The following is a 22,968-nucleotide window of genomic DNA, read 5'->3' as shown; positions in this document are numbered from 1 at the left end:
AACGCTTCGCAGCGCCCTCGATGCTCAAGCGGCGTTGCGTTCTGACGCGCCGCGGAACATCATTCCTGCCGCGGGGTTGTTAACAGCCACAACCGAAGGAAGACCCGATGAGCAAGGTAACCTATGAAATCGTGGAGCACGATGGGGGCTGGGCGTACAAGCTTGGCGACGTGTTCTCGGAGACCTTCCCGAACCGCCACGACGCGGAGCTCGCAGCCGCTCAGGTTGCCTCGGAGCATGCGAGACCGGGCGAGAATGAACATATCGAATTTGAAGATGAAAAGGGCGTCTGGCACGAGGAAGACGCCGCCGGCAGCGATCGTCCGGATGTGAGCGTGCACAAGCCGGACTGACATCGCTAGCTATAGTCAGGCGTGCGGACTGTCCGTCAGGATTCCGTCGGCAACGAATTCAGATGTCTCCGCAAGGCGCTTCTCGTCCAAAGCGCCTTGCAAGGCTCTCGCGGCCTCGAGCAACCGCCCGGGCGTCGCTTCCGCCTCGACAACGGTGAGGACCTCGGCGAACTCCGCACGACCATCGGACGTCGAAATGCCCTCATCCCCGGCGCCCATGGCGTCTTTCTGTGTCATTTCAGACCCGTAACAAATGATAGTCCCTTGCCACCGGTATCGGTCGGCAGGGGTGTCATTGCAAGCTTTAGCTGGGGCCGTGCGTCAGATTGCCCGGCAGCGTGTCCCAACCGCAACGTCAGAAACGGCGGCTCAGGAAGCGCGAACCGGCAAGTCCGTAGCGGCGATGGAGGTCCACGGCCTTGCTGATGCCGATGCGCGGGCCGGCAATATGCTGGGCCTGAAGGGCAGGAGAAAGCACGAGATCGGTGCGGTTCAGGGGATGGCCATCCAGACCGCCGTCGATGGCAAGCGCCTGGCACAGGCGGCCCGGCCCCGCGCAGAGACGTCTTGGGTCATCGATCCCGCGACGCCGGATCATCTCGTCGACGCCGTGCGTCGGCTCGATGGCGCGGATGAGCACGGCCGATCCCGGACAGCACACCACGTTGAAGCACCAGTGCAAACCATAGGAGCGATACACATAAGCGGTGCCCGGCTGACCGAACATCGCGCCGTTCCTGACCGTGCGCCCCGCAAAACTGTGCGAGGCCGGATCGTCATGCTCATATGCCTCGGTTTCCACGACAATGCCGCCGACGCCGCCGTGCAGAAGCGTTGCGCCGAGCAGTTCGGGGGCGACGTCGCTGGCCGGACGATCGCAAAACGCGCGGAATCCGCCTTCGGTGTTCAGCGCGGCGGGGTCGAGAGGCGTCAAATCTCGTCGAACCGGCCGCCTTCCTTGCTCGGGTCCCGCGAGATCACACGTTCATCGAGGTCGTCGGGCAGGGCCTCGTCGCTGTTCTGGTAGGGATTGTCGTCGTCCTCCTCGGGCAGATCGCCGGATTGTTCTTCCTCACCATCCAGCTCCGCGATTTCCGGCGGAACGTCCCCGTCCGGTTCACCGGCATCGACGTCGTCCCAATCGACCTGTTCGATGCTCGGCGCTTCCTCGTCCAGTTCGACGCGGCGTTTCGGATCAGCAGGGTTCATGACGGGCTCCTTCAAAAGATCGGTGCATTGTCTGTCCTGCGCGCCCAACCGCCACGCCGGGAGAAAGGTTCCAACCCAGCCCGGATGCGAAAAATGCCGGAACAATTCGGCACGCATCGTGTTCGGGTGTCAGATCGCGGGCATCCCTCATGTCCCCAAACCCTGCCCGCGAACGCGCCTGCATTCAGCCCCTGCAGAGCGCCTCTCATGGCGGTCCCTCGCTCTCTCCTGGGGCCGCCATGCTTTTGTCCGTCATCCGGTTCGCTGGAACGACGACGCGATAAGAGCGTTGTCGCGATGCGCGTCTGGAGGACATCATGGCTCCGCGAACCTTCTGGAAGGGCTATCTCAAGCTCTCTCTCGTCACCTGCCCGGTCACGATGACGCCGGCCACGACCGATGGCGAGAAGGTGCGTTTCCGAACACTCAATCGCAAAAGCGGGCAGCCGGTCGTCAGCCGCTATGTCGATGCCGTGACCGGCAAGCCCGTCGACCAGGACGACGAGGTCAAGGGATACCAGCGCGGCGAAGACGACTATGTCATGCTCGAGGACGACGAAATCGATGCGGTCGCGCTTGAAAGCACGAGGACGATCGATATCGACACCTTCGTCGATGCGGACTCCGTCGATTGGATCTGGTTCGACCGGCCGCATTACCTCGCGCCCGACGATCCGGTCGGCGAGGAAGCCTTCTCCGTCATTCGCGATGCTATGGAAGCGACCGGGATGGTCGGCGTCTCGCGCCTCGTGATGTATCGCCGCGAACGCGCCGTGATCCTCGAGCCGCGCGGCAAGGGCATCGTCCTGTGGACGTTGCGCTATGGCGACGAGGTGCGCGACCGTGGCGACTATTTCGGCGACATGACGAAAGAGAAGACCGACCCCAAGCTCATGACGCTGGTCAAGACGCTGATCGACGAGCGCACCAAACCCTGGGACCCGTCCATGGTCGACGATCCCGTACAGGAGCGTCTGCTCGAAATCATTTCCGCCAAGAAAAAGCGGCGCAAGAAACCCGCCAGGGCCAGGAGCGAAACTGCGTCCGAGGAGACATCGAGCAACGTCATCAACATCATGGATGCGCTGCGCAAGAGCATCTCGTCGGAATCCGGCGCGAAGCCGAAGAAGCGGAGCTAGCGCTTCGTCCCGATCGCCTTTAGCGGCGGCAGCGCCGTTGCATCCTCGCGGAATTTCGCCCATGGGTCCGCGCGCAGCGACGACAGGCGTGCAGGCGCGTTTGCCACGGTGAAATAGGCTGAGCCGATCGCCGGATCGAGTTCATCCCATGACAGCGGCATCGACACCGGAGCGCCGGCGCGCGCGCGCGTCGAATAGGGCGCGACGGCGGTCATGCCGCGCTGGTTGCGCAGATAGTCGATCAGGATCCTGCCTTTGCGCTTCGACTTGGTGATCGTCGAGACGAAGTTTTGCGGCTCGTCCGCCGCCATCGCATCGGCGAATGCCTTGGTGAACCCCTTGACCGCGAGCCAGTCGGCCTTGGGCTTGAGCGGCGTCACGACATGAAGTCCCTTGCCCCCCGACGTCTTGACGAAGGCGGGCAGGCCGAGATCTTCCAGCCTACGGCGGGTTTCGCGCGCCGCCTCGATCACACGCTCCCACGGAACGCCGTCCCCCGGATCGAGGTCCATGACGATCATGTCCGGATGCTCCCAGTCGGCCAGCGTCGAACCCCATGGATGGATTTCGAGAACCGCCGCCTGAACGAGCCCCATCAGGCCATCCAAATCCTCGATGGCGATCAGCGGCTCGTCGCTCTTGTCCTTCGGGTCGGTCACCAGCCTGATTGAGCGGTGCAGCCCTTTCCACGCATGCTTCTGGAAGAATGTCTGGCCGTCTATCCCGCCCGGCGCACGAAGCAGGGCCAGCGGCCTGCCGACCACGAAGGGTGCGATATGCCGCCAGATGTCAGCGTAATAATCGCCCAGACCCTCCTTGGTCACGCCGGCATCGGGCCAGTAGATGCGGTCGGGGTGGGAAAACGTCACGGTGCGCGCTTGCGGCTTGTCGGCCTGGACCGACGTCTTCATCTGCTCGCGTACGATCTCGCGTGCCGGCTTGTCCTCGCGCAACCCGCGAAAGGAGGCGTGGCGCAGATTGCCGTCCGCCGTCCACGCGCGGAATTCCACTTCAGCGACCAGTTCCGGCCGCACATAACGCACCTGACGTGCCGCATCCGCAGTGAGCGGTTTCGCGAACGGTCTTTCCGTGACGCGCATGCGTTCCAGCGTCTTGTAGAGGCTCTCGGCAACCGACGCCGAAAAGCCCGTTCCGACGCGGCCGACATGCTCCAGAACGTCGCCATCATACACGCCGAGGACGAGCGACCCGATCGCCTTTCGCGAGGTCGTCGAGGGCACGTAGCCGGCCACGACGAATTCTTGCCGGGCCGAGCATTTCGACTTGATCCAGCTCTTGCCGCGTCCCGAACGATAGGGCGCGTCGCGCTGCTTGGAGACCACGCCTTCCAAGCTGAGCCTGCAGGCATGGCGCATCACGATCTCGCCGTTCTCCTCGAAATGCCCGCTGTAGCGCACGGTGCCGGTGGCGGGCAGCAGCGTCTCCAGCGCCGACTTGCGCGCGATCAGAGGCGCGCCGCGCAGATCGTAGCCGTCGAGATAGAGCAGGTCGAACGCGTAGAACAAAAATCGATCGGAACGGCCGTCACTCAGATCCGCCTGAAGCGCCGAAAAGTCCGACGCTCCGGCGCCGCTCTCCACGACGAGCTCGCCATCGATCAATGCCCTCTCGACAGGCAAGTCCGTCAGGGCCTTTGCGACGTCCCTGCCGAACTTCTTCGTCCAGTCGAGCCCGCTTCGCGTAAGAAGCTTGACCCGGCCCGCCTCAATGCGGGCCTGGAGCCGGTAGCCGTCGAACTTGATCTCATGCAGCCAGCGATCCCCGGACGGCGGACCCGATACCAGAGAGGCCAGCGTCGGCTCGACGAACGCAGGAAGCGCCGCCTTCTTCGCGCCCTTCAGCGATGACGGGTCCAGCGTATCGTCATCGGATTCCTTAGCCAGCTTCTTTGTTTGCACTTTCGCGGCGGGCGCGGTGGTTTTTTTCGCTGGCTTCTTCATGTCGAGTTTGCCCGTCTTCGACGACCAGCCGGGCTCTTCGCCGGCAATCTCCGCGAGATCGCGGCCCGTCTTCACCGATTCCGGGCGCTCATCGAGAATGTCGGGGTCGCCCTCTTCTCTCGCGACCTCGTCCTCGGCCTTGATCAGCAGCCAGTTTTCACGCTTTTCGCGCGGCTTCTTCGCCATGCGGACAAGGTGCCAGCGCCCCGTAAGCTTCTCGCCGGAGAGCGCGAATTCGAGATGCCCCTTGGCATAGCCTTTTTCGGGATCGAAAACCGGCTCCCACGTTCCGCGATCCCACAGGAGCACGGTGCCGCCACCATACTCGCCTTTCGGAATGGTGCCCTCGAAGTCGCCGTAGTCGAGCGGGTGATCCTCGACATGGACCGCGAGGCGCTTCTCACCCGGAACGAGGCTCGGCCCCTTGGTGACGGCCCAGCTTTTCAGCACGCCGTCCATTTCCAGCCGGAGATCGTAATGCAGCCGCGTGGCGTCGTGCTTCTGGATCGCGAAACTGTTGCCGCGTTTTCGCGCCTTTCGCCCCCTGGGTTCGGAGGTCGCGCCGAAGTTGCGCTTCTTGCGATAGGTTTCGAGCGGCATCAGCTAGCCTTGCGGCGAGGCGCGGCGGCTGCGGGCTTCTTGCTTGCCGACGCGGCGGCTTTCTTCGAGGTCGATGCCTTCTTGCCCCCGCCGGCGCTCTGGCGCAACGCATCCATCAGATCGATGACCTTGCCGCGCTCGGGCGCCTTGCGCTTTTCGATCTTGCGGCCTTCCATCTTCGCTTTCACGAGATCGGCAAGGGCGGCTTCGTAGCGGTCCTCGAAGGCAGACGGGTCGAATTTTCCGCGTTTGGTCTCGATGATGTGCTTGGCGAGATCGAGCATCTCGCCCTTGATCGTCATCGACGGCACGTCGTCAAAAACCTCTTTCGACGAGCGGACTTCGTAATCGAAGTTCAGTGTCGAGGCGACGAGCCCGTCATCATGCGCCCTGATCAGAAGCGTTCGCATCCGCCGGAACAGCACCGTCTGGGCAAGTGCTGCGACCTTCTTGGCCTTCATGCCATCGCGGATCAGCGCATAGGCTTCATCGGCATGGCGATCGCTCGGTGTCAGATAGTAGGGCTTGTCGAGATAGACGTCGTCGATCTCGTTGCAGGCGATGAAAGCCTCGATGCGCAATGTCTTGTCGCTGTCGGGTACCGCGGCGGCGACTTCCTCCGGCTCCAAGACGATGAATTCGTCCTTGCCGACCTCGTATCCCTTGACCTGGTCGTCGCGCTCGACCGGTTTGCCGTTCTGGCTGTCGACGAATTCGCGATGCAAGCGGTTCCCGGTTTCGCGGTTGAGCATATGGAAGGCGATGCGGTCGGATGTCGACGCGGCGGTGTAGAGCCCCACCGGACACGACAGTTCACCGATCCTGAGAAACCCCTTCCAGTTCGCACGCGGAGCCATCGTGGATACTCGCATTAGCCTCGGCTTGAACGAGTCTTGGGCTCGAATGTTCCGATGAGTCGGGCGTCATGCGCATATGCGGGGTGGAATACGGTGCAATGCCGCCGGGAAACTTGGTGGAGGTAAGAGAAAAATCCTCGAACCGAAACAAGGTCCCAACCGCGGCCCGGCCTTGGGGCCGCCCCATCGATGGAAGATGTGAGCGAAGCGAACTGCCGTGAGATAGGGAAATTTGGTGGAGCCAAGCGGGATCGAACCGCTGACCTCCTGCATGCCATGCAGGCGCTCTCCCAGCTGAGCTATGGCCCCACTTCCGGTCAGACCGGAGCCGTTTCCGGCAGTCAGGCCGGCGCACATGGGCAGCGCGCCGGGTATCGATGCGGCTTCTATCCTTGCCCGCAGGCAAGATCAAGCCTTGGTACTGGCCTTTTTTAAAGGCCTCAGCTTTCTTCGTCGTCGTCGCCGACGCTGATCATGTCCGAGACATCATCATCGTCCTCTTCGTCGTCGGCAAGGAAGGTGTCGTCGTCATCGTCGTCGCCGAGATCGACGTCTTCCTCGTCGTCGATTGCGAGATCGTCGCTCTTGCCTTCTTCGTCGGCCTCTTCCAGCGAGACGATCTCCGCGCCGTCCTCGACGTCGACTTCCTTCTCTTCGATTTCTTCCTCGTCCTCGATCACGGGTGTGCCGCTTTCGAAGTAGGATCGCGCATAGGTCTGCCCGGTATAGGGCGAGACGATCGGATCCTTGTTCAGATCATAGAACTTCCGGCCCGTTTCGGGGCAAATGCGTTTGGTGCCGAGATCGGATTTTGCCACGTGTGCCTCTTCGTCTGCTTGCTGCGGAGCCGGCCCCAGCCGCCCGGCCCGCCGAGGGGCGGCATTGCGTGCGACAGCCCCTTCCTCGTGAAAAAGTTCGGTCCCCTTAGCGGCAAGTTGGCGTGGTGTCAAAGCCTATGTCAACCGCGCTTCGACCGACACCGCCAGGCATTGCGAAACCCGGAAAATCCGGCCTCCCGCGCGCCCCTCGGCGAGGGATGACAAGGGGATGACCATAGGCTGCACGCATGATAGGAGAGCCGGCAAGACGCCGGGGCCGCCGCCCCGCCCCCCGCATGTACGGATCATTTCAGGATCGACGATGAACGCCCACGCAAAACCCACCCCCGCCACGGCGAGACGATCGGACGCACTGTCGGGTAGCGCCCGCATCCCCGGTGACAAATCCATCTCGCACAGATCCTTCATGTTCGGTGGCCTTGCCTCGGGCGAGACGCGCATCACCGGGCTGCTGGAAGGCGAGGACGTGATGCGCACCGGCGAGGCGATGAAGGCGATGGGCGCCTCGATCGAGAAACAGGGCGACGAATGGATCATCCGGGGCGTCGGCAATGGCTGCCTCCTGGAAGCGCAGGCACCGCTCGACTTCGGCAATGCGGGCACGGGCGCGCGGCTCACCATGGGCCTCGTCGGCACCTACGACATGAAGACGACCTTCGTCGGCGACGCGTCGCTGACGGGCCGTCCGATGGGTCGCGTCCTCAGTCCGCTGCGTGAGATGGGCGTGCAGGTGCTCGATGCGGCGCCGGGCGACCGCATGCCATTGACGCTGCGCGGGCCGAAGCGCGCAGCGCCGATCAGCTACCGCGTGCCGATGGCGTCCGCGCAGGTGAAGTCCGCCGTACTGCTCGCAGCCCTCAATGCGCCGGGGGTGACCACCGTCATCGAGCCGGTGATGACGCGCGACCACACCGAAAAGATGCTGGCCGGCTTTGGTGCGTCGCTTGAGGTCGAAACCGATGCCGACGGCGTCCGCCACATCCGCATCGAGGGCGAAGGCACGCTCACCGGGCAGACGATCGCGGTGCCCGGCGATCCGTCGTCGGCGGCGTTCCCGCTCGTTGCCGCGCTCATCGTGCCGGGCTCGGACATCACCATCGAGAACGTGCTGATGAACCCGACCCGCACCGGCCTGATCCTCACGCTGCAGGAGATGGGTGCGTCGATCGACATCATGAACCCGCGCAATGCGGGCGGCGAGGACGTTGCCGACCTGCGCGTGCGCTCCTCCGATCTCAAGGGCGTGACTGTACCGCCCGAGCGGGCGCCGACAATGATCGACGAGTACCCCGTTCTCGCCGTCGCCGCGTCGTTCGCCGAGGGCGAGACGGTCATGGACGGGCTGGACGAGCTACGCGTCAAGGAAAGCGACCGGCTGGCCGCCGTCGCGCGGGGCCTCGAAGTCAACGGAGTCGATTGCACCGAAGGCGAGATGTCGCTCACCGTCAGGGGCACGCCGGGCGGCAAGGGCCTCGGTGGCGGTCCAAATGGGGCGGGAGTTGTCGCCACGCATCTCGACCACCGCATCGCCATGGCTTTCCTCGTCATGGGCCTCGCGTCCGAAAAGCCGGTGACGGTCGATGACCGCGCGATGATCGCGACCAGCTTCCCCGAATTCATGAATCTCATGGCGGACCTGGGCGCGCGGATCGAATAGGGTCACCTGACGGATCGGAACGGAGAGACCACATGAGCAGTGACAAAGTCGCGATGATCGTCGGAGGCGGCTCCGGCATGGGCGCCGCTGCCGCGCGCAAGCTGTCGGATAACGGCTACCAGGTCGCCGTCCTGTCCTCCTCCGGCAAGGGCGAGGCGCTGGCGAACGAACTCGGCGGGCTTGGTTTTACCGGTTCCAACCAGTCAAACGACGATCTCAAGCGCTTCCTCGATCTGACGCTGGAGCGTTTTGGCCGCATCGACGCCCTGGTCAACGGGGCGGGACACGGCCCGCGCGCCGCCCTTCTCGAGATTACCGACGAGCAGTGGCATACGGGCCTCGACGTCTATTTCATGAACGTCGTGCGCGCCGTGCGGCTGGTCGCCCCGGTCATGGCGGCGCAGGGCAAGGGATCCATCGTCAATATCTCGACGGCATGGGTCGCAGAGCCCAGCGCGATGTTCCCGACGTCGGCAGTGGCGCGCGCCGGCCTCGCCGCCTACACCAAGCTCTTCGCCGACGACTTCGCGGGCAGGAACGTGCGCATGAACAACGTGCTTCCCGGCTGGATCGACAGCCTGCCGGGAACCGAAGAACGCCGCGAGGCGGTGCCCATGAAACGCTACGGAACGGTAAGCGAGGTGGCCGACCTCGTCCTGTTCCTCGCATCGGACGCGTCGAGCTACATCACCGGCCAGAATGTCCGCATCGACGGCGGCATGATGCGGTCGGTGTAAGGGCAAAAAGCAGTACGGCCCATGTTGCCATTTTGTTCACGTCCCTTTATCAAATAGGGATGACCGAAAGCGCTGACGGCCCCGTGAGACTTGTGGAAGATGCCGAAACCGGAGATCGGTTTCTCGTCTACGCCGCAAAAAGCGGGCCGCGCCTCGATATACGCTTCGAAGGCGAAACGCTCTGGATGACACAGGCGCAGATCGCAGAACTGTTTGGTGTCGATCGGTCTGTGGTCACAAAACACCTCTCCAACCTGTATCAGGAGGGAGAGTTGGAGGCAGAGGGAACTAGTGCAAAAATTGCACAGGTTCGATTCGAAGGCGCCCGACAGATCACCCGGCTGCTGGAGCACTACAATCTGGATGCCGTCATCTCGGTCGGCTACCGGGTGTCGTCGGGCCAGGCCACGGTCTTTCGTCGGTGGGCGACCAGCGTGCTCGTACAGTTCGCAAAAAAGGGGTTTGTCGTGGATGCGGCGCGCCTCAAGCAGCCCGACAATTCAGGCCGAATTGCCGAACTGCGCGACATCATTCGCGATTTGCGATCGGATGAGGCGAACCTCTACCGCGAACTGCGCAACATCTGCGCGATGTGCCAGGACTATGACCCCGCCAGCAGCGCGGCTCATGAATTCTATCGCAGGACGCAGGCCAATCTCGTCTTCGCGGTAACCTCCCATACCCCGGCTGAGATCGTAGCCGATCGGGCAGATCACGCGGCTGAACATATGGGATTGCAGACGTGGCCAAACGACAACATCCGAAAAACCGACGTCGCCGTCTCGAAGAACTACCTGACACCGCCTGAAGTGCGGGAGTTGAACCGGCTGACGACGATCCTGCTTGATATTTTCGAGGATCAACTCGACCTCGGGCGGCTTGTCATCATGCAGGACGCGCAAGACCTGCTTGACAGGCAACTTGAGCAGCTTGGAAGACCTGTATTGCGCAGCGGCGGATCGACCAAATCATCCGATGCAAGACGCAAAGCTGAAGCAGAATACGAAAAGTTCGATCAGAGCCGAAAGATCGAACGGCAAAACGATGCGGATGGGCGTATTGCAGCACTGGCAAAAGAGGCTAAGGGACTACCCAGAACGTCTGGTCGTTAATTTTCCGAGCCCGCGCCATGCCTAGCACCTTCACAATCGCCATCGACGGCCCCGCGGGCGCCGGCAAGGGTACGCTGGCGCGGCGTCTGGCCGACCATTTCCACCTCAATTTGCTCGATACGGGACTGACCTATCGCGCGGTCGCCCATCGCATGCTGCAATACGGGTTGCCGCTCGACAATGCGTCGGCGGCCGAAACCGCGGCGCGGCAGATCGACCTCGGTGCGCTCGATCGCGAGGTTCTCTCGGTTCACAGCGTCGGCGAGGCCGCCTCGCAGGTCGCCGTTATTCCGGCGGTCCGCCGCGCGCTGGTCGACAAGCAGCGCGCATTCGCCCGGACGCCGCCCGGCGCGGTGCTGGACGGGCGCGACATCGGCACGGTCGTCTGCCCGGATGCCGATGTGAAGCTCTATGTCACCGCGACCGCGCTGGTGCGGGCGCAGCGGCGCCTCGCCGAGATCGAGCAGCGGGGCGGCGCGGCGGAACTGGCCCAAATTCTGGCCGACATCGAGCGTCGCGACGCGCGCGACATGGGCCGCGAGGACTCCCCGTTGCGTCCCGCAACCGACGCGCACTTGCTCGACACGAGCGAAATGGATATAGAGACCGCGTTCCAGGCGGCCCGCGCATTGGTCGAACAGGCGCTGGCCCGCCGGAACGCGGACTGAAGACGAGACGCGGCGCACCGGCTTGCCCCAAGGGGTGGGCGGCTGCGGCGCATATTTCGCATTCTGACGAAACCGGCCTGCCCGCATCTTCATGCGCCGGAATACGCCGCGGCAGCGGCAGCGATCCCAAAGGGGACCGCGATGCACGGCAGGCTTTTGCAACGCAAACCACGGCGCCGCCCAAGGCCGAGATGGCCCAGGGCACCCAGGAGCACATATGTCTAACGCAAATCCAACCCGCGACGATTTCGCCAGCCTTCTCGACGAGTCGTTCTCCGAGAGCCATTCCACTGAAGGTTCGGTCGTCAAGGGTCTCATCACGGCCATTGAAAAGGATATGGCCATTATCGACGTCGGCCTGAAGGTCGAAGGTCGCGTCCCGCTCAAGGAGTTCGGCGTACAGGCCAAGGAACTCAAGGCCGGCGACGAAGTCGAGATTTATGTCGAGCGCATCGAAAACGCGCTTGGCGAGGCGATGCTTTCGCGTGAGAAGGCCCGCCGCGAAGAGAGCTGGGTCCGGCTCGAGGAGAAGTTCAACGCAGGCGAGCGCGTCGAAGGCGTCATCTTCAACCAGGTCAAGGGCGGCTTCACCGTCGATCTGGATGGTGCCGTTGCCTTCCTGCCGCGCAGCCAGGTCGACATTCGCCCGATCCGCGACGTCACTCCGCTGATGCACAACCCGCAGCCCTTCGAGATCCTCAAGATGGATCGCCGTCGCGGCAACATCGTCGTGTCGCGCCGCACCGTTCTCGAAGAGAGCCGTGCAGAGCAGCGCTCGGAGATCGTCCAGAACCTCGAAGAGGGCCAGGTGGTCGAAGGCGTGGTCAAGAACATCACCGATTACGGTGCGTTCGTCGACCTCGGCGGCATCGACGGCCTGCTGCACGTCACCGACATGGCATGGCGCCGCGTCAACCATCCGACCGAAATCCTCAACATCGGTCAGACGGTCAAGGTGCAGATCATCCGCATCAACCAGGAAACCCACCGCATCTCGCTCGGCATGAAGCAGCTCGAGAGCGATCCGTGGCAGGACATCGGCACGAAGTTCCCGATCGGCAAGAAGATCACCGGAACCGTCACGAACATCACCGACTACGGTGCGTTCGTCGAGCTGGAGCCGGGCATCGAAGGCCTCATCCACGTGTCCGAAATGTCGTGGACCAAGAAGAACGTCCATCCCGGCAAGATCCTGTCGACGACGCAGGAAGTCGATGTGGTCGTGCTCGAGGTCGATCCTCAGAAGCGCCGCATCTCGCTGGGCCTCAAGCAGACCCTCGAGAACCCATGGGAAGCGTTCGCACGCAACTTCCCGTCCGGCTCGGTTGTCGAAGGCGAAGTCAAGAACAAGACCGAATTCGGCCTGTTCATCGGCCTCGACGGCGACGTGGACGGCATGGTCCACCTCTCCGACCTCGACTGGAACCGTCCGGGCGAGCAGGTCATCGAAGAGTACAACCGCGGCGACATGGTTTCCGCGCAGGTGCTCGACGTCGACATCGAGAAGGAGCGCATCTCGCTGGGCATCAAGCAGCTCGGCAAGGATTCGCTCGGCGAAGCCGCCTCTTCGGGTGAGCTGCGCAAGGGTGCGATCGTCACGTGCGAAGTGACCGACGTCAAGGACGGCGGCCTGGAAGTGAAGCTCGTCGACCACGATATCGAAAGCTTCATCAAGCGTTCGGACCTGTCGCGCGATCGCGACGAGCAGCGCCCCGAGCGCTTCTCGGTCGGCCAGAAGGTTGACGCCCGCGTCATCGCCTTCGACAAGAAGACCCGCAGGCTGCAGGTCTCGATCAAGGCGCTGGAAATCGCCGAAGAGAAGGAAGCCGTCGCACAGTACGGTTCGACTGACTCCGGCGCGTCGCTCGGCGACATCCTGGGTGCCGCGCTCAAGAAGCAGACCACCAAGGACTGATCGATCAGTAGATACCAATTGAAAAGCCCCGCCGGAGCGATCCGGCGGGGCTTTTTTTGTCTCTTCAGAAAACCATCCCTGTTGATCAACCGGCTCCACTTGAGAAGTGCCGCCGGCCACAAGCTGAAATCTATTCACTTAACCGACGCCGGGACTTGAGTGGCGCCATGTAAACTTCGATGTTTCTAATTGTGATGCTGGAAGGTCCCGATTAAAGACAGAGGCCTTTTGCAATAATAAAATATATGATTACTATACTAAATTCCCGATCAGGAAATATAAAATAATATCTCTAAGCCCGGCAAAGGCCCATTTCGCATACATATATGCGCCTTAATTGATGTTGCACTTCTTATGTGCTGAAGTTTTTTCAGACAAAATTCAATAGATTTTGTTTTCTAGTTACGGGAACCTCTTCGAAGAAAGAAAATCTTAAGGAAATGAGCTTCCGCTAATTTATCCTTTAACATTTTCTTAATGTCTGAGGCGCCACCTTTTCTGCGGGGCGGTAATATCAAGCCAACACAGAGGAGGCGACTTTGGCAGTCTATAACAGTCCCAGCGCGACAAGCTTCAATCAAGAGTCGTTGTTTGTCGACAACCTCAACAGTGCATCGAACGTTCGCTTCGAAGGCCTGATCGGCACCGAGGGCAGCCCGCTTATCGGAGAATATACGGAGACATACACGACACTGGTCTTCGATGTCGGAGATCTGACCTATTCGTACAGCGGGCTTTGGACTCTCGAGGCAAATCGTCTCGTGCTCGTCGGTACCATTGCCGCCGCAGGCAGCTACAACTCGATTACCGTCGAGTCCGGTGGTCAGCTTCTCGCAAGCTATAGCGGCGCTGATCGTCAAGTCGACTTCGGAATGTCCGGCGATATTCCGCTGCTGAATTTCGTGGGTAATTTGCTGAGTCTGCTATTGGGCCTCAATTCGGGGGGCAGCGGCGCGTACGCCAATCTCAACACCGACGCGACGCCGAACCTGCCGGAGATCGCCTTCGAATGGAACGACACACTGACCGGGGGCGCCGGTTCAGACACGCTGAGGGGATATGCAGGAAACGACATCCTCAATGGCGCGGCGGGTAACGACATCATGTATGGCGGTGCAGGCAACGACATCTACATCGTTAGCTCAGCCGGGGACCAGACCGTCGAGTTGCCTGGCGAGGGAATCGACACTGTCCGCAGTTACGTTGACTGGGTACTGGACGCCAACATTGAACGGCTCGAATTGCAGGGCTCCGCCAATCTCAACGGCACCGGAAACGAGCTGAACAACACGCTGGTCGGCAACGCCGGCAGTAACATATTGAATGGCGGTGCAGGCGCCGACTACATGGCCGGCGGGGAAGGCAACGATATCTACATCGTGGCGTCAGAGGGCGATCGGACGGTGGAGATAGCGGGGCAAGGAACCGACACCGTCCGGTCCTCTATCAACTGGACGCTGAGTACGAATGTGGAGCGCCTGGAGCTCCAGGGCACAAGCCTGTTGAATGGAACGGGCAACTCGCTCGACAATACGCTGGTTGGAAACAGCGCAAGAAACACCCTGCTGGGTCTGGATGGCAACGACTACCTTTCCGGCGGGGGTGGCAACGACACCCTATCCGGCGGCAACGGCGACGATTGGCTGGTTGGAGGACTTGGAAACGACTGGCTGGGAGGAGGAGCAGGGGCGGACAGGTTTGTGTTCAACACAGCACTGAACGCCGCAACCAACGTGGATACCATTTCCGGGTTCACCTCTTCCGAAGATAAAATACAACTGGACAATGCCATCTTCACGGCATTGACGACGGTAGGTGCGCTGGCTGCGAGTGCCTTCCACGTGGGAACCGCAGCGGCAGATGCGAATGACCGCATCATCTACAACCAGACCACCGGGCACATCAGCTATGACGCCGACGGCGCCGGGGGGGCATCCGCGATACACTTCGCAACGGTAACAGCAGGCCTCGCGCTCACTCATTCAGACTTTTACGTCATCTGAGCTGCTTGAACTCCATGGCCTGCTTCACCGAGCAGGCCATGGTAGCGCCCGTCAGGGCGCTCGCTGCGGAACCGAAGGGTCGGATGCTCGGCGCAAGCCGTTCTCATATGCGCCTGGCCCCCCTAATGGCCGACACGGGCCACAGCCGTCCGGCTGAACAGGATCGAAGCTGTTAAGATCACAACGCAGGCGCTGGTCTGCGCTTTAGAATTCCCGTCCGAGCTTCGCATCCACCGAATGCCGGTTGCCGCCGCGAACCGCGAAGAACAGGAAGATCGCGGCCCACAGGATCGATTTCTCCGCGCCCATATAGCCCTCGTCGAGCGTGATCCAGTGGAACCACACGGTGACGAGGAGCACGAACAGGCCGGCGAACGCGGCCGGGCGCGTCAGCAGGCCGAGCGCGATCAGGATGCCGCCGAAAAACTCGGTAAACGCAAGCAACGGCGACCAGAGCGCGCCGGGGTAGAAGCCGAGCCCTTCGACCATCTCCACATTGGCAAGCGGACTGCCGATCTTGCCCGCGCCATGGATGACCAGCGCGAGGCCGGCGGTCACGCGGAGGATCGTCTCGGAGAGGTCGTGCAGCGAAACATACACCTTTCCGAGAGCGGGAATCATGAGGGTGCGGGATCGGTCCCGTTCGGAAGAAGATGCGATATGCGCCAAGAGAAGGCTCCTTGCTGGTTATGATGCAGCGCACCATGACCGATTCCCGACAGCGCTCGTCAAGTAAACAAGGTTTGAAGCGGAGTTCATCCCACGCGTCGCGCGGATCACATCCGAAGCCGGTCGAGGACCGCCTGCTCGACATGGATGCCGTCGCGTGCGGCGTTCGCACGGGCCTCGCCCTTCGCCGCGCCAGGGACATGAACGCCGAATTCGGCCTGAAGCCGCCGAAGCTGGGTTGCCAGACGCTCGCCGAAACCGGGCTCAAGCAGTGCGGGTGCGATCGCGATGATGAGAAGCCCGCTTCCGGGGCTCTGCGAGCCGGACACGAAGGACGGCGCATCGAGCGACCAGTTCGCGCCGGTGAGACCGGCGGACATCACTTCCACCATCAGCGCGATGTTGGCGCCGCGCGCGCCGCCGAAGGCCAGGAGTGCGCCTTTCACCGCCGCCGAGGCGTCGGTCGTCGGATTTCCGTCCACGTCGAGCGCCCAGCCGGGCGGGATCGGACGTCCCTCTCTCGCCGCCTCCCGGATGTTGATGAACGCGGTTTCGCTCGACGCCTGATCGATCAGCAATGGCGGGCCGTCGGCGCACGGCGCGGCGAAGGCGAGGGGGTTGGTACAGTAGACCCGCCCGGTGCCGCCCGAGCCCGCCATGAGCGCCGGGCCGTTCGTCGCGGCGAGGGCAACGAGGTCGCGATCGGCCAGCCGTCCCGCGAACCAGCCAAGCGCGCCGCAGGTGTAGGCATTGGATTGCGCGAAGAGGGCGAGGCCGAAGGTTTTCGCGGTGGCGACCAGGTCGTCGAATGCGATGTCGAAACCGAGTTGCGCGACCCCGCCGCCGGCATCGCTGCGGATCATCGCCGGCGCCGGGCGGGTGATCTGCGCGACCGCATCCCCCGTGATGCGTCCCGCCCGCAAGGCGTCGAGATGATCGACCAGATGTGCGAAGCCTACATTCGGCTGGCCGGCGCATTCCGCATCGACGATCGCCCGCGACAGGGACGTGGCAGCAGCCGCGCTTGCCCCTGCCCGGACACAGGCGTCCCGGCACAGGGTCAGCGCTTCAGTATTGGTCAATCTCGGCACGACTGCCCTTTCCTGTTACGAAATTCCGGAACCTGACCCACCCTGTTGCGTTTTCCACCCATCAGGCGGCGCTGCCGCTCCGATGAATGAAACGAAGGGAATTCAATCATGAACTGGAATCAGATCGAAGGAAATTGGGAGCAGTTCAAGGGCAAGGTGCAGTCCCAGTGGGGTAAGCTCACCAATGACGATCTCGACGTCATCAAGGGCAACCGCAAGCAGCTCGCCGGCAGGCTTCAGGAGCGCTACGGCCATGCCGAGGACGCCGCCGAGAAAGACATCGATGACTGGCTCGCGCGTCACTGATCCCGCGCTCTGGTCAGATGAAAAGCCCCGTTTGAGCGGGGCTTTTCTCGTTCAGGGACGGCAGTCCGAGCCTATTTCTGGATCTCGGTCCAGATGCGCGTGTAGAGTTCCATGACTTCCGGAGCGCATGTCTCCGTGAACTTTCCGGCCGCCGCAAACTCTTCCGGCACGATGATCTCGGGCGCGGAGGAGAGTTCCTCCGACATAAACTCTTCCGAGCCGGCGATGCCGTTCGCATATTTCGCGAACTCGGAAATCAGCGCCGCGTTTTCCGGCAGCATGATGAAGTTCATGAACAGCTTGGCGTTGTCGACGTTCTTGGCGTCGGCAAGGATCGCGACATTGTCCATCCAGACCGGATAGCCGTCCTTCGGGTAGCCATAGTGGATGTTCGGGTCCTGCTCGCGCATGCGCAGCGACGCGCCGTTCCAGTTCACGGTGGCGAGAAAGTCCTTGCGGGCCATCTGCTCGATGTTGCCGTAGTTCATCGAAATCCATTTGGGCTTGGCTTCGGCGAACTTGTCGCGAACCTTCTTCAGCACCTCCAGGTCGCCCGTGCACGGCTCGCCGCCGGCATAGGTGATCGCCATGTGCATGACGTCGATCATCTCGGGCACGACGTTGATCTTGCCGACCAGTTCCGGCGGCGGATCGAGGAAGATGGCGGCGGTGTTGATGTCGCCCTTGTATTCCGCCGTGTTGACGGAAACGCCGGTCGTGCCCCACTGCCACGGCACGGTGTAGTGACGACCCGGATCGAACGGCACGTCGACCCAGCGTTCGGCCATGTTCTTGAAGTTTTCCATCTCGTCCGGACGTGCCTCGAGAAGCAGGCCTTCCCTGATCCAGATCGGGATGACGCTCGCCGACGGCACAACGATGTCGAAGCCATGTCCGCCCTGACGGACCTTGGCGAGCGCGGTGTCGTTGGAATCGTAATCGGTGACGGTCACCTTGACGTCGAATTCGGTCTCGAACTTCTTGATCAGTTCGGGGTTCGTGTAGTTGCCCCAGTTGAAGATGTTGAGCTCGCCGGCGGCACTCGCGAACGTCGTCGAGGCAAGAAGCGCGGCACCGAGCGCGGCGATTGTCTTTCCAAGTCTCATCACAATACTCCCATTGTTGGAGCCGTCATTCGCGTCGGCGGCTCATGAAGAAGAACAGCGTCACGATGGCGACCGAGATGGCCAGGAACACCGTCGAAATCGCGTTCATTTCCGGCGTCACGACGCGCCGGAGTTGTCCGAGCATGTAGGTCGGCAGCGTATCCTGTCCCGCCGATTTGACAAACTCGGTGATCACCACATCATCGAGCGAGATGACGAAGGCGAGCATGAACCCGGCGATGATGCCGGGCCACAGCAACGGCAGCGTGACACGCCGAAACGCCATCCAGGGCGTCGCGTAGAGGTCGGCGGCCGCGGTCTCGAGCGAGAGGTCCATGCCTTCGAGACGCGCCCGGATCGGCAGATAGGCGAACGGGATGCAGAACGCCGTGTGCGCGACGATCAAGTAGCCGAGGCCGGAATAGCCGGTCATGACCTTGATACGCGAGAACAGGATCAGCAGCGCTACCGCCGTGACGATCTCCGGCACCATAAGGGGCTGGTTGATGGCTGCGTATTTCAGCGTCAGCCCGCGATAGGGCCGGGTCCGGGTGGTGGCGATCGCCGCCATCGTCGCGCAGATCGTCGCCAGCACGGCCGCGACGGCCGCGATCTGGAAGGACCGGATCGAAGCGTCGATCACCTGCTGGTTGTTCCATGCAGCCTCGAACCAGCGCAGCGAGAACCCTTCCCAGATCGCCACCGAGCGACCCGAATTGAACGCGTAGACCACCAGCGTGAAGATCGGGATGTAGAGCAAAGCGAAGCAGAACAGCGCGATCGTCGCAAAACCCGGCATGCGCTCGATGGAGAAGCTGCGAGGTCTAGCCATGCCGCCCGCCCGCGCCCGCAGCCTTGCGGACATAGATGAGAAGCGCGGCCATCACGATGATCAGCAGGAGCAGCGAGAGCGCAGCACCCAGCGGCCAGTTCCGGCCCTGCCCGAACTGAAGTTCGATCAGATTGCCCAGCATGAGCTGCCGCCCGCCGCCCAGCACGCGCGGCGTCACATAGGCGCCGAGCGACGGAATGAAGACGAGGATCGAGCCGGCGATGACGCCCGGCTTCACCAGCGGGATGATGATGCGCCACAGCACCTGAAGCTTGGTCGCGTAGAGATCGTAGCCCGCTTCGAGCAGCCGGAAGTCGAGCTTTTCCATCGAGGCGTAGAGCGGCAGCACCATCAGGGGCAGGTAGACATAGACCATGCCGATCATGATCGCCGTGTCGGTGTACATGATCTGGATCGGCGTCGAAATCAGGCCGATCTTGATAAGGACCGTGTTGAGCAGCCCCTCGTTGCGGATGACCTCCTGCACGGCGAAGGTGCGGATGAGGAGATTCGTCCAGAACGGGATGGTGATCAGGAACAGCCAGAGCGCGCGCGTGCGCTGCGGCCGCGTGGCGATGAAATAGGCGGTTGGGAAGCCGACCAGCAGGGCCGCCAGCGTCGTCATCAGCGACAGCCGTACGGAGCGCAGGAAGATCGACAGATGCGCATCGGCGATCGACAGGGTGTCGTCGAAGATGTCGCGTTGCAGGAAGACGCCGACCCACGCATCGGTCGAGAATTCCCAGCGCACGTCGCCATAGGAGCCCGGCGCGAGGAAGGAATAGACGATGACGATCAGCATCGGGCCGATCGAGGCGACGGCTATGAAGGCGAGCGCCGGGGCGGTGAGCAGCCAGCGGGTCCGCACATCCTGCTTTTCCGCCCGTTCCGCAATCTCCCCGGCTGCCGACATCCCGCTCAGTCCTTCAGAACCTGGGCTGCATCGTCGGAGATGACGATGCTCGCCCGGTCGCCGGCCTCAAACCCGCAGGATGCGCTGCGCGTGTTCTGCTGGCGCAGTGTGAAGAGCCCGCCGTCATCGAGGCGCACGTGAATGTTGGTGTCGGTACCGAAATAGACGATCGTCTCGACCGTGCCCGCGAGGTGGCCGTTCTCCTTGACCGCGCGGGCGTGTTCGGGACGCACGACGATTGTGACGTCGCCCGTCGGGACGATGCCCTCGGCCACCGTCGCCGGAATCGACGCGCCGGATGGAAGCCGGACGGTCGCGGTTCCGCCCGCTACGGCCTCGACCGTCGCCGTCAGAAAATTCGTCTCGCCGATGAAGTCGGCCACGAAACGCTCGGCCGGCTTGTCGTAGACGTCCCATGGCGAACCCACCTGAAGGATGCGCCCGGCCGACATGACCGCGATGCGGTCCGACATGGTCAGCGCTTCTTCCTGGTCATGGGTGACGAAGATGAAGGTGATGCCGGTCTCCGACTGAAGGCGCTTCAGCTCGATCTGCATCTCCTTGCGCAGCTTGTAGTCCAGCGCTGACAAAGGCTCGTCGAGCAGCAGGACCTTTGGCTGCGGCGCCAGCGCGCGGGCGAGCGCGACGCGCTGCTGCTGACCGCCGGAAATCTGGCTCGTCTTGCGGTTCTTCAGCGCCTCCATCTTGACCAGCTTGAGCATGGCCGCGACACGCGCCTCGATCTCGGCGCTCGGGCGCTTGAGCATCTGGAGGCCGAAGGCGATGTTTTCGCCGACCGTCATGTGCGGGAACAGCGCGTAGGACTGAAAGACCGTGTTGACCGGACGCTTGTAGGGCGGGAGAACCGCGATATCCTGACCGTAAAGCAGGATTTCGCCGTCGGTGGGGAAGTCGAAACCCGCGATCAGCCGCAGAAGGGTCGTCTTGCCGCAACCGGACGGTCCCAAAAGCGTGAAGAACTCGTTCTGCCTGATATCGACCGACACGGCGTCGAGGGCTTTGACCTGATCGTCGCCAGATCCGAAGACCTTGCTGACGCCGCGAACCTGGATTGCGCTTGTCTCCAGTGTTTCCGGCACGCTCACCCCTCGGTCCCGTTATGCCGTCTCATTGGCGGCTTTTCATGCGATGTCACCACAGGGCGCAGCACTTGGCAACCGCGCCGCTGAATGACGATTCAACTTTCCCTCGCCGTGCAATCGTCATGCCAGGATCACGCCTGATAGGTTATCCGACCGCCGCAGATGGTCCAGAGCGGCCGAACCTCGTGGAGCTTTTGGAGTGCTGCCGCCTCCACATCGCCCGAAAGCACGACGAGGTCGGCCAGATAGCCCGGTTTCAGCGCGCCCTTGCGGTCCTCGGCGAATTCCGCATACGCGCCTTCGACCGTGTAGCCCGCGATCGCCTCGTGCAGGGAAAAGCTCTGGTCCGGCAGATCGTCTGCCCAAGGTTTGCGCACGACCGCCGCCTGGATGCCTGCGATCGGGTCAACCGGCGAGACCGGCCAGTCGGACGCGAAGACGACATGCGCGCCGGTTTCCTTGATCGTGCGCCACGCATAGGCAAGCCGCCAGCGATCGCGGCCGATCTTCGACACGGTCGGCTCCATCGGCAATCCCATCGATCCCGGCGGATGGGGCGGCTGCATGGATGCGATGACGCCGAGCTGCGCGAAGCGCGGCATGTCGGCATCCGTCGTCACCTCGATATGCTCGATGCGATGGCGGCTGTCGCGCGCGCCATTGATCCTGGCCGCCTCCTGGTAGCCGTCGAGCACCGATCGGACTGCGCCGTCGCCGATGGCGTGGACGGCGATCTGGAGACCGCGCGCGTCGATCTCGGTTGCAAGCTCGGCGAACTCCTCGCTGGAAAAATACGGCTCGCCGCGCCAGTCGGGATCGTCGCCATAGGGTTCGACCATGTAGGCGGTGCCGGAATCCAGCACGCCATCCATGAAGACCTTGACCATGCCGGACTTGATCCAGTCGCCGGCGTAGCGCTCCGCCATGGCGGAGGCCTTTTCCAGATGGGCGAGCGTCATCGGCGCCTTGTAGTGGAACGGCACCTGCGCGCGGCAGAGAAGGCCGCCCTCCTTCTCGATCTCGGAGAGAATTTCGAGCTGGTAGAGATTGCCGTCCATGTTGTGGAACGAGGTGATGCCGTGGCTCGCGGCATAGGCGAGGCCGCGCCGCATGATCTCCTTGTCGGCTTCCCATTCCGCCGGGCTCGGCCGCTCGGGCGGCTCGCCGCCGGTCTGGATGCCGAGACGCACGCGGCTGGGACCCGCCAGATGCGAGACAGGCGTCATCGCCTCGCCCTCGCGCAACTCGCCCGTGGCAAGCCCGTCATCGCCCATCACGACCTCGTTGCCGGGATTGACCGTCTTGCCGTGCAGGATGCCCGCCAGTTCGAGCGCGCGTGTGTTGGCCCACATCGTGTGATGGTCGGGCGCGACGAGCGCCAGCGGACGATCCGAGACGATGCGGTCGAGATCGTGACGCGTCGGGCTGCGACCATCCATGATCGTGTAGTCGCAGCCCTGCCCGAACAGCACCCTGTCGTCCGGGCGCGCAGCGGCATAGGCTGTTACTTTCTCTTTCAGCGCATCGAAGCCCTTCACGCCGAAGAGCTGGAGATGAACCAGTTCCGCCGCGCCCATGAAGAGGTGGAGGTGGCTCTCGATGAAGCCGGGAAGAACCGAGCCGCCCTTGGCGTCGATGATTTGCGTCTGTGGACCGATCCAGGCTTCGATTTCGGATGCAAGCCCGAGTGCGGCGATCCTGCCGTCCTTCAGCGCGATCGCTTCCGCGTGCGGATTGTCGTCGTCCATGGTCAGGATGCGGGCGTTGGTGACGACGAGATCGGCAGCTTGCGGCATGATGTCTCCGGGATCGGCTTCGGTTGCGGGAGGCTACAAGCGAATGTCAGCCCTGCGACAGGCCAGACTGGCGCAACCGGGTGAGCCAGCGCCGCCATTCCA

Annotated in this window: 22 protein-coding genes and 1 tRNA gene; 9 read left to right on the top strand and 14 right to left on the bottom strand. The window is 62.7% G+C overall.

Annotated features, from left to right (window positions below):
* Nucleotides 1-107: 107 nt before the first annotated feature.
* The gene (locus AAFN55_RS01315) at nucleotides 108-353 is read left to right on the top strand and encodes a hypothetical protein (RefSeq protein WP_347797083.1); all 246 of its coding nucleotides are present in this window, start codon (nucleotides 108-110) and stop codon (nucleotides 351-353) included.
* A gap of 15 nt (nucleotides 354-368) precedes the next feature.
* Here AAFN55_RS01315 and AAFN55_RS01310 read toward each other — a convergent pair whose 3' ends face one another.
* From AAFN55_RS01310 to AAFN55_RS01300, 3 genes are all read right to left on the bottom strand, one after another.
* Nucleotides 369-590 carry a hypothetical protein gene (locus AAFN55_RS01310; RefSeq protein ID WP_347797082.1) on the bottom strand — a complete coding sequence of 74 codons (222 nt, stop codon included), beginning with the start codon at nucleotides 588-590 and terminating at the stop codon, nucleotides 369-371.
* Nucleotides 591-708: 118 nt separating this feature from the next.
* Complete coding sequence (locus tag AAFN55_RS01305) at nucleotides 709-1,287, bottom strand: DNA-3-methyladenine glycosylase (RefSeq protein WP_347797081.1); 579 nt, start codon at nucleotides 1,285-1,287, stop codon at nucleotides 709-711.
* The gene (locus AAFN55_RS01300; protein WP_347797080.1) at nucleotides 1,284-1,562 is read right to left on the bottom strand and encodes a hypothetical protein; all 279 of its coding nucleotides are present in this window, start codon (nucleotides 1,560-1,562) and stop codon (nucleotides 1,284-1,286) included. The genes AAFN55_RS01305 and AAFN55_RS01300 overlap by 4 nt, the downstream gene beginning before the upstream one ends.
* A gap of 317 nt (nucleotides 1,563-1,879) precedes the next feature.
* On the opposite strand from AAFN55_RS01300, the gene AAFN55_RS01295 reads away from it, so the two are divergent.
* A complete protein-coding gene (locus tag AAFN55_RS01295; protein WP_347797079.1) occupies nucleotides 1,880-2,701 on the top strand; it encodes a Ku protein in 822 nt (273 codons plus the stop codon).
* Here AAFN55_RS01295 and ligD read toward each other — a convergent pair.
* The 4 genes from ligD to AAFN55_RS01275 all read right to left on the bottom strand — a co-directional run bounded on the left by ligD (nucleotide 2,698) and on the right by AAFN55_RS01275 (nucleotide 6,937).
* A complete protein-coding gene (ligD, locus tag AAFN55_RS01290) occupies nucleotides 2,698-5,262 on the bottom strand; it encodes a DNA ligase D (protein ID WP_347797078.1) in 2,565 nt (854 codons plus the stop codon). The two genes, AAFN55_RS01295 and ligD, sit on opposite strands and share 4 nt — an antisense overlap.
* Nucleotides 5,262-6,119 (bottom strand): Ku protein, encoded by an 858-nt coding sequence (locus AAFN55_RS01285; protein ID WP_347797077.1) that lies wholly within the window; start codon nucleotides 6,117-6,119, stop codon nucleotides 5,262-5,264. The genes ligD and AAFN55_RS01285 overlap by 1 nt, the downstream gene beginning before the upstream one ends.
* Before the next feature lie 233 nt (nucleotides 6,120-6,352).
* Nucleotides 6,353-6,428: transfer RNA gene (locus AAFN55_RS01280), tRNA-Ala, on the bottom strand.
* A gap of 131 nt (nucleotides 6,429-6,559) precedes the next feature.
* The gene (locus AAFN55_RS01275) at nucleotides 6,560-6,937 is read right to left on the bottom strand and encodes a TIGR02300 family protein (RefSeq protein ID WP_347797076.1); all 378 of its coding nucleotides are present in this window, start codon (nucleotides 6,935-6,937) and stop codon (nucleotides 6,560-6,562) included.
* Between the two features lie 322 nt (nucleotides 6,938-7,259).
* Here AAFN55_RS01275 and aroA point away from each other — a divergent pair, with 322 nt between their 5' ends.
* The 6 genes from aroA to AAFN55_RS01245 all read left to right on the top strand — a co-directional run bounded on the left by aroA (nucleotide 7,260) and on the right by AAFN55_RS01245 (nucleotide 15,050).
* Nucleotides 7,260-8,615 (top strand): 3-phosphoshikimate 1-carboxyvinyltransferase, encoded by a 1,356-nt coding sequence (gene aroA / locus AAFN55_RS01270; protein ID WP_347797075.1) that lies wholly within the window; start codon nucleotides 7,260-7,262, stop codon nucleotides 8,613-8,615.
* A 32-nt stretch (nucleotides 8,616-8,647) separates the two neighbouring features.
* Nucleotides 8,648-9,352 carry an SDR family oxidoreductase gene (locus tag AAFN55_RS01265; RefSeq protein ID WP_347797074.1) on the top strand — a complete coding sequence of 235 codons (705 nt, stop codon included), beginning with the start codon at nucleotides 8,648-8,650 and terminating at the stop codon, nucleotides 9,350-9,352.
* Nucleotides 9,353-9,411: 59 nt separating this feature from the next.
* On the top strand, nucleotides 9,412-10,464 hold the full coding sequence (rhuM, locus tag AAFN55_RS01260; RefSeq protein ID WP_347797073.1) for a RhuM family protein: 1,053 nt from the start codon (nucleotides 9,412-9,414) through the stop codon (nucleotides 10,462-10,464).
* Between the two features lie 17 nt (nucleotides 10,465-10,481).
* Complete coding sequence (gene cmk, locus AAFN55_RS01255) at nucleotides 10,482-11,132, top strand: (d)CMP kinase (protein ID WP_347797072.1); 651 nt, start codon at nucleotides 10,482-10,484, stop codon at nucleotides 11,130-11,132.
* A gap of 217 nt (nucleotides 11,133-11,349) precedes the next feature.
* Nucleotides 11,350-13,047, top strand: coding sequence for a 30S ribosomal protein S1 (gene rpsA / locus AAFN55_RS01250; RefSeq protein WP_347797071.1), 1,698 nt, complete (start codon nucleotides 11,350-11,352; stop codon nucleotides 13,045-13,047).
* Nucleotides 13,048-13,586: 539 nt separating this feature from the next.
* Nucleotides 13,587-15,050, top strand: coding sequence for a calcium-binding protein (locus tag AAFN55_RS01245; protein ID WP_347797070.1), 1,464 nt, complete (start codon nucleotides 13,587-13,589; stop codon nucleotides 15,048-15,050).
* 204 nt (nucleotides 15,051-15,254) lie between these two features.
* Here AAFN55_RS01245 and AAFN55_RS01240 read toward each other — a convergent pair whose 3' ends face one another.
* Entirely contained in the window at nucleotides 15,255-15,671 is a 417-nt protein-coding gene (locus AAFN55_RS01240; RefSeq protein WP_347797069.1) for a DoxX family protein, read from the bottom strand.
* Nucleotides 15,672-15,826: 155 nt separating this feature from the next.
* Nucleotides 15,827-16,810: an Ldh family oxidoreductase gene (locus AAFN55_RS01235; protein ID WP_347797068.1), complete on the bottom strand. Its 984-nt coding sequence runs from the start codon at nucleotides 16,808-16,810 to the stop codon at nucleotides 15,827-15,829.
* 108 nt (nucleotides 16,811-16,918) lie between these two features.
* On the opposite strand from AAFN55_RS01235, the gene AAFN55_RS01230 reads away from it, so the two are divergent.
* Nucleotides 16,919-17,116, top strand: a complete 198-nt coding sequence (locus AAFN55_RS01230) for a CsbD family protein (protein WP_347797067.1) — start codon at nucleotides 16,919-16,921, stop codon at nucleotides 17,114-17,116.
* A 71-nt stretch (nucleotides 17,117-17,187) separates the two neighbouring features.
* Here the strand turns inward: AAFN55_RS01230 and AAFN55_RS01225 are convergent, their stop codons facing one another.
* From AAFN55_RS01225 to AAFN55_RS01205, 5 genes are all read right to left on the bottom strand, one after another.
* On the bottom strand, nucleotides 17,188-18,222 hold the full coding sequence (locus AAFN55_RS01225) for an extracellular solute-binding protein (RefSeq protein WP_347797066.1): 1,035 nt from the start codon (nucleotides 18,220-18,222) through the stop codon (nucleotides 17,188-17,190).
* Between the two features lie 25 nt (nucleotides 18,223-18,247).
* Nucleotides 18,248-19,054: an ABC transporter permease gene (locus AAFN55_RS01220; RefSeq protein WP_347797065.1), complete on the bottom strand. Its 807-nt coding sequence runs from the start codon at nucleotides 19,052-19,054 to the stop codon at nucleotides 18,248-18,250.
* Nucleotides 19,047-19,967 carry an ABC transporter permease gene (locus AAFN55_RS01215; protein ID WP_347797064.1) on the bottom strand — a complete coding sequence of 307 codons (921 nt, stop codon included), beginning with the start codon at nucleotides 19,965-19,967 and terminating at the stop codon, nucleotides 19,047-19,049. Before AAFN55_RS01215 ends, AAFN55_RS01220 begins: the two co-directional genes overlap by 8 nt.
* A 5-nt stretch (nucleotides 19,968-19,972) precedes the next feature.
* The gene (locus AAFN55_RS01210; RefSeq protein WP_347797063.1) at nucleotides 19,973-21,067 is read right to left on the bottom strand and encodes an ABC transporter ATP-binding protein; all 1,095 of its coding nucleotides are present in this window, start codon (nucleotides 21,065-21,067) and stop codon (nucleotides 19,973-19,975) included.
* A 134-nt stretch (nucleotides 21,068-21,201) separates the two neighbouring features.
* Nucleotides 21,202-22,866 carry an amidohydrolase gene (locus tag AAFN55_RS01205; RefSeq protein WP_347797062.1) on the bottom strand — a complete coding sequence of 555 codons (1,665 nt, stop codon included), beginning with the start codon at nucleotides 22,864-22,866 and terminating at the stop codon, nucleotides 21,202-21,204.
* Nucleotides 22,867-22,968: the final 102 nt, after the last annotated feature.

The sequence above is a fragment of the Mesorhizobium sp. CAU 1732 genome, from assembly GCF_039888675.1.
In the GTDB taxonomy this organism is placed as follows: domain Bacteria; phylum Pseudomonadota; class Alphaproteobacteria; order Rhizobiales; family Rhizobiaceae; genus Aerobium.
Note: the sequence above shows the minus strand (reverse complement) of the source record. Positions and strands in the feature narration are given on the sequence as shown.

Excerpts from the sequence above, each read along its gene's own strand:
- rhuM (WP_347797073.1), top strand. The coding sequence starts at position 9,412 with ATGACCGAAAGCGCTGACGGCCCCGTGAGACTTGTGGAAGATGCCGAA.
- AAFN55_RS01220 (WP_347797065.1), bottom strand. The coding sequence starts at position 19,054 with ATGGCTAGACCTCGCAGCTTCTCCATCGAGCGCATGCCGGGTTTTGCG.
- cmk (WP_347797072.1), top strand. The coding sequence starts at position 10,482 with ATGCCTAGCACCTTCACAATCGCCATCGACGGCCCCGCGGGCGCCGGC.
- AAFN55_RS01205 (WP_347797062.1), bottom strand. The coding sequence starts at position 22,866 with ATGCCGCAAGCTGCCGATCTCGTCGTCACCAACGCCCGCATCCTGACC.
- AAFN55_RS01265 (WP_347797074.1), top strand. The coding sequence starts at position 8,648 with ATGAGCAGTGACAAAGTCGCGATGATCGTCGGAGGCGGCTCCGGCATG.
- AAFN55_RS01215 (WP_347797064.1), bottom strand. The coding sequence starts at position 19,967 with ATGTCGGCAGCCGGGGAGATTGCGGAACGGGCGGAAAAGCAGGATGTG.
- ligD (WP_347797078.1), bottom strand. The coding sequence starts at position 5,262 with ATGCCGCTCGAAACCTATCGCAAGAAGCGCAACTTCGGCGCGACCTCC.
- AAFN55_RS01225 (WP_347797066.1), bottom strand. The coding sequence starts at position 18,222 with ATGAGACTTGGAAAGACAATCGCCGCGCTCGGTGCCGCGCTTCTTGCC.
- AAFN55_RS01310 (WP_347797082.1), bottom strand. The coding sequence starts at position 590 with ATGACACAGAAAGACGCCATGGGCGCCGGGGATGAGGGCATTTCGACG.
- AAFN55_RS01285 (WP_347797077.1), bottom strand. The coding sequence starts at position 6,119 with ATGGCTCCGCGTGCGAACTGGAAGGGGTTTCTCAGGATCGGTGAACTG.
- AAFN55_RS01240 (WP_347797069.1), bottom strand. The coding sequence starts at position 15,671 with ATGATTCCCGCTCTCGGAAAGGTGTATGTTTCGCTGCACGACCTCTCC.
- AAFN55_RS01295 (WP_347797079.1), top strand. The coding sequence starts at position 1,880 with ATGGCTCCGCGAACCTTCTGGAAGGGCTATCTCAAGCTCTCTCTCGTC.
- AAFN55_RS01315 (WP_347797083.1), top strand. The coding sequence starts at position 108 with ATGAGCAAGGTAACCTATGAAATCGTGGAGCACGATGGGGGCTGGGCG.
- aroA (WP_347797075.1), top strand. The coding sequence starts at position 7,260 with ATGAACGCCCACGCAAAACCCACCCCCGCCACGGCGAGACGATCGGAC.
- AAFN55_RS01300 (WP_347797080.1), bottom strand. The coding sequence starts at position 1,562 with ATGAACCCTGCTGATCCGAAACGCCGCGTCGAACTGGACGAGGAAGCG.
- AAFN55_RS01230 (WP_347797067.1), top strand. The coding sequence starts at position 16,919 with ATGAACTGGAATCAGATCGAAGGAAATTGGGAGCAGTTCAAGGGCAAG.
- rpsA (WP_347797071.1), top strand. The coding sequence starts at position 11,350 with ATGTCTAACGCAAATCCAACCCGCGACGATTTCGCCAGCCTTCTCGAC.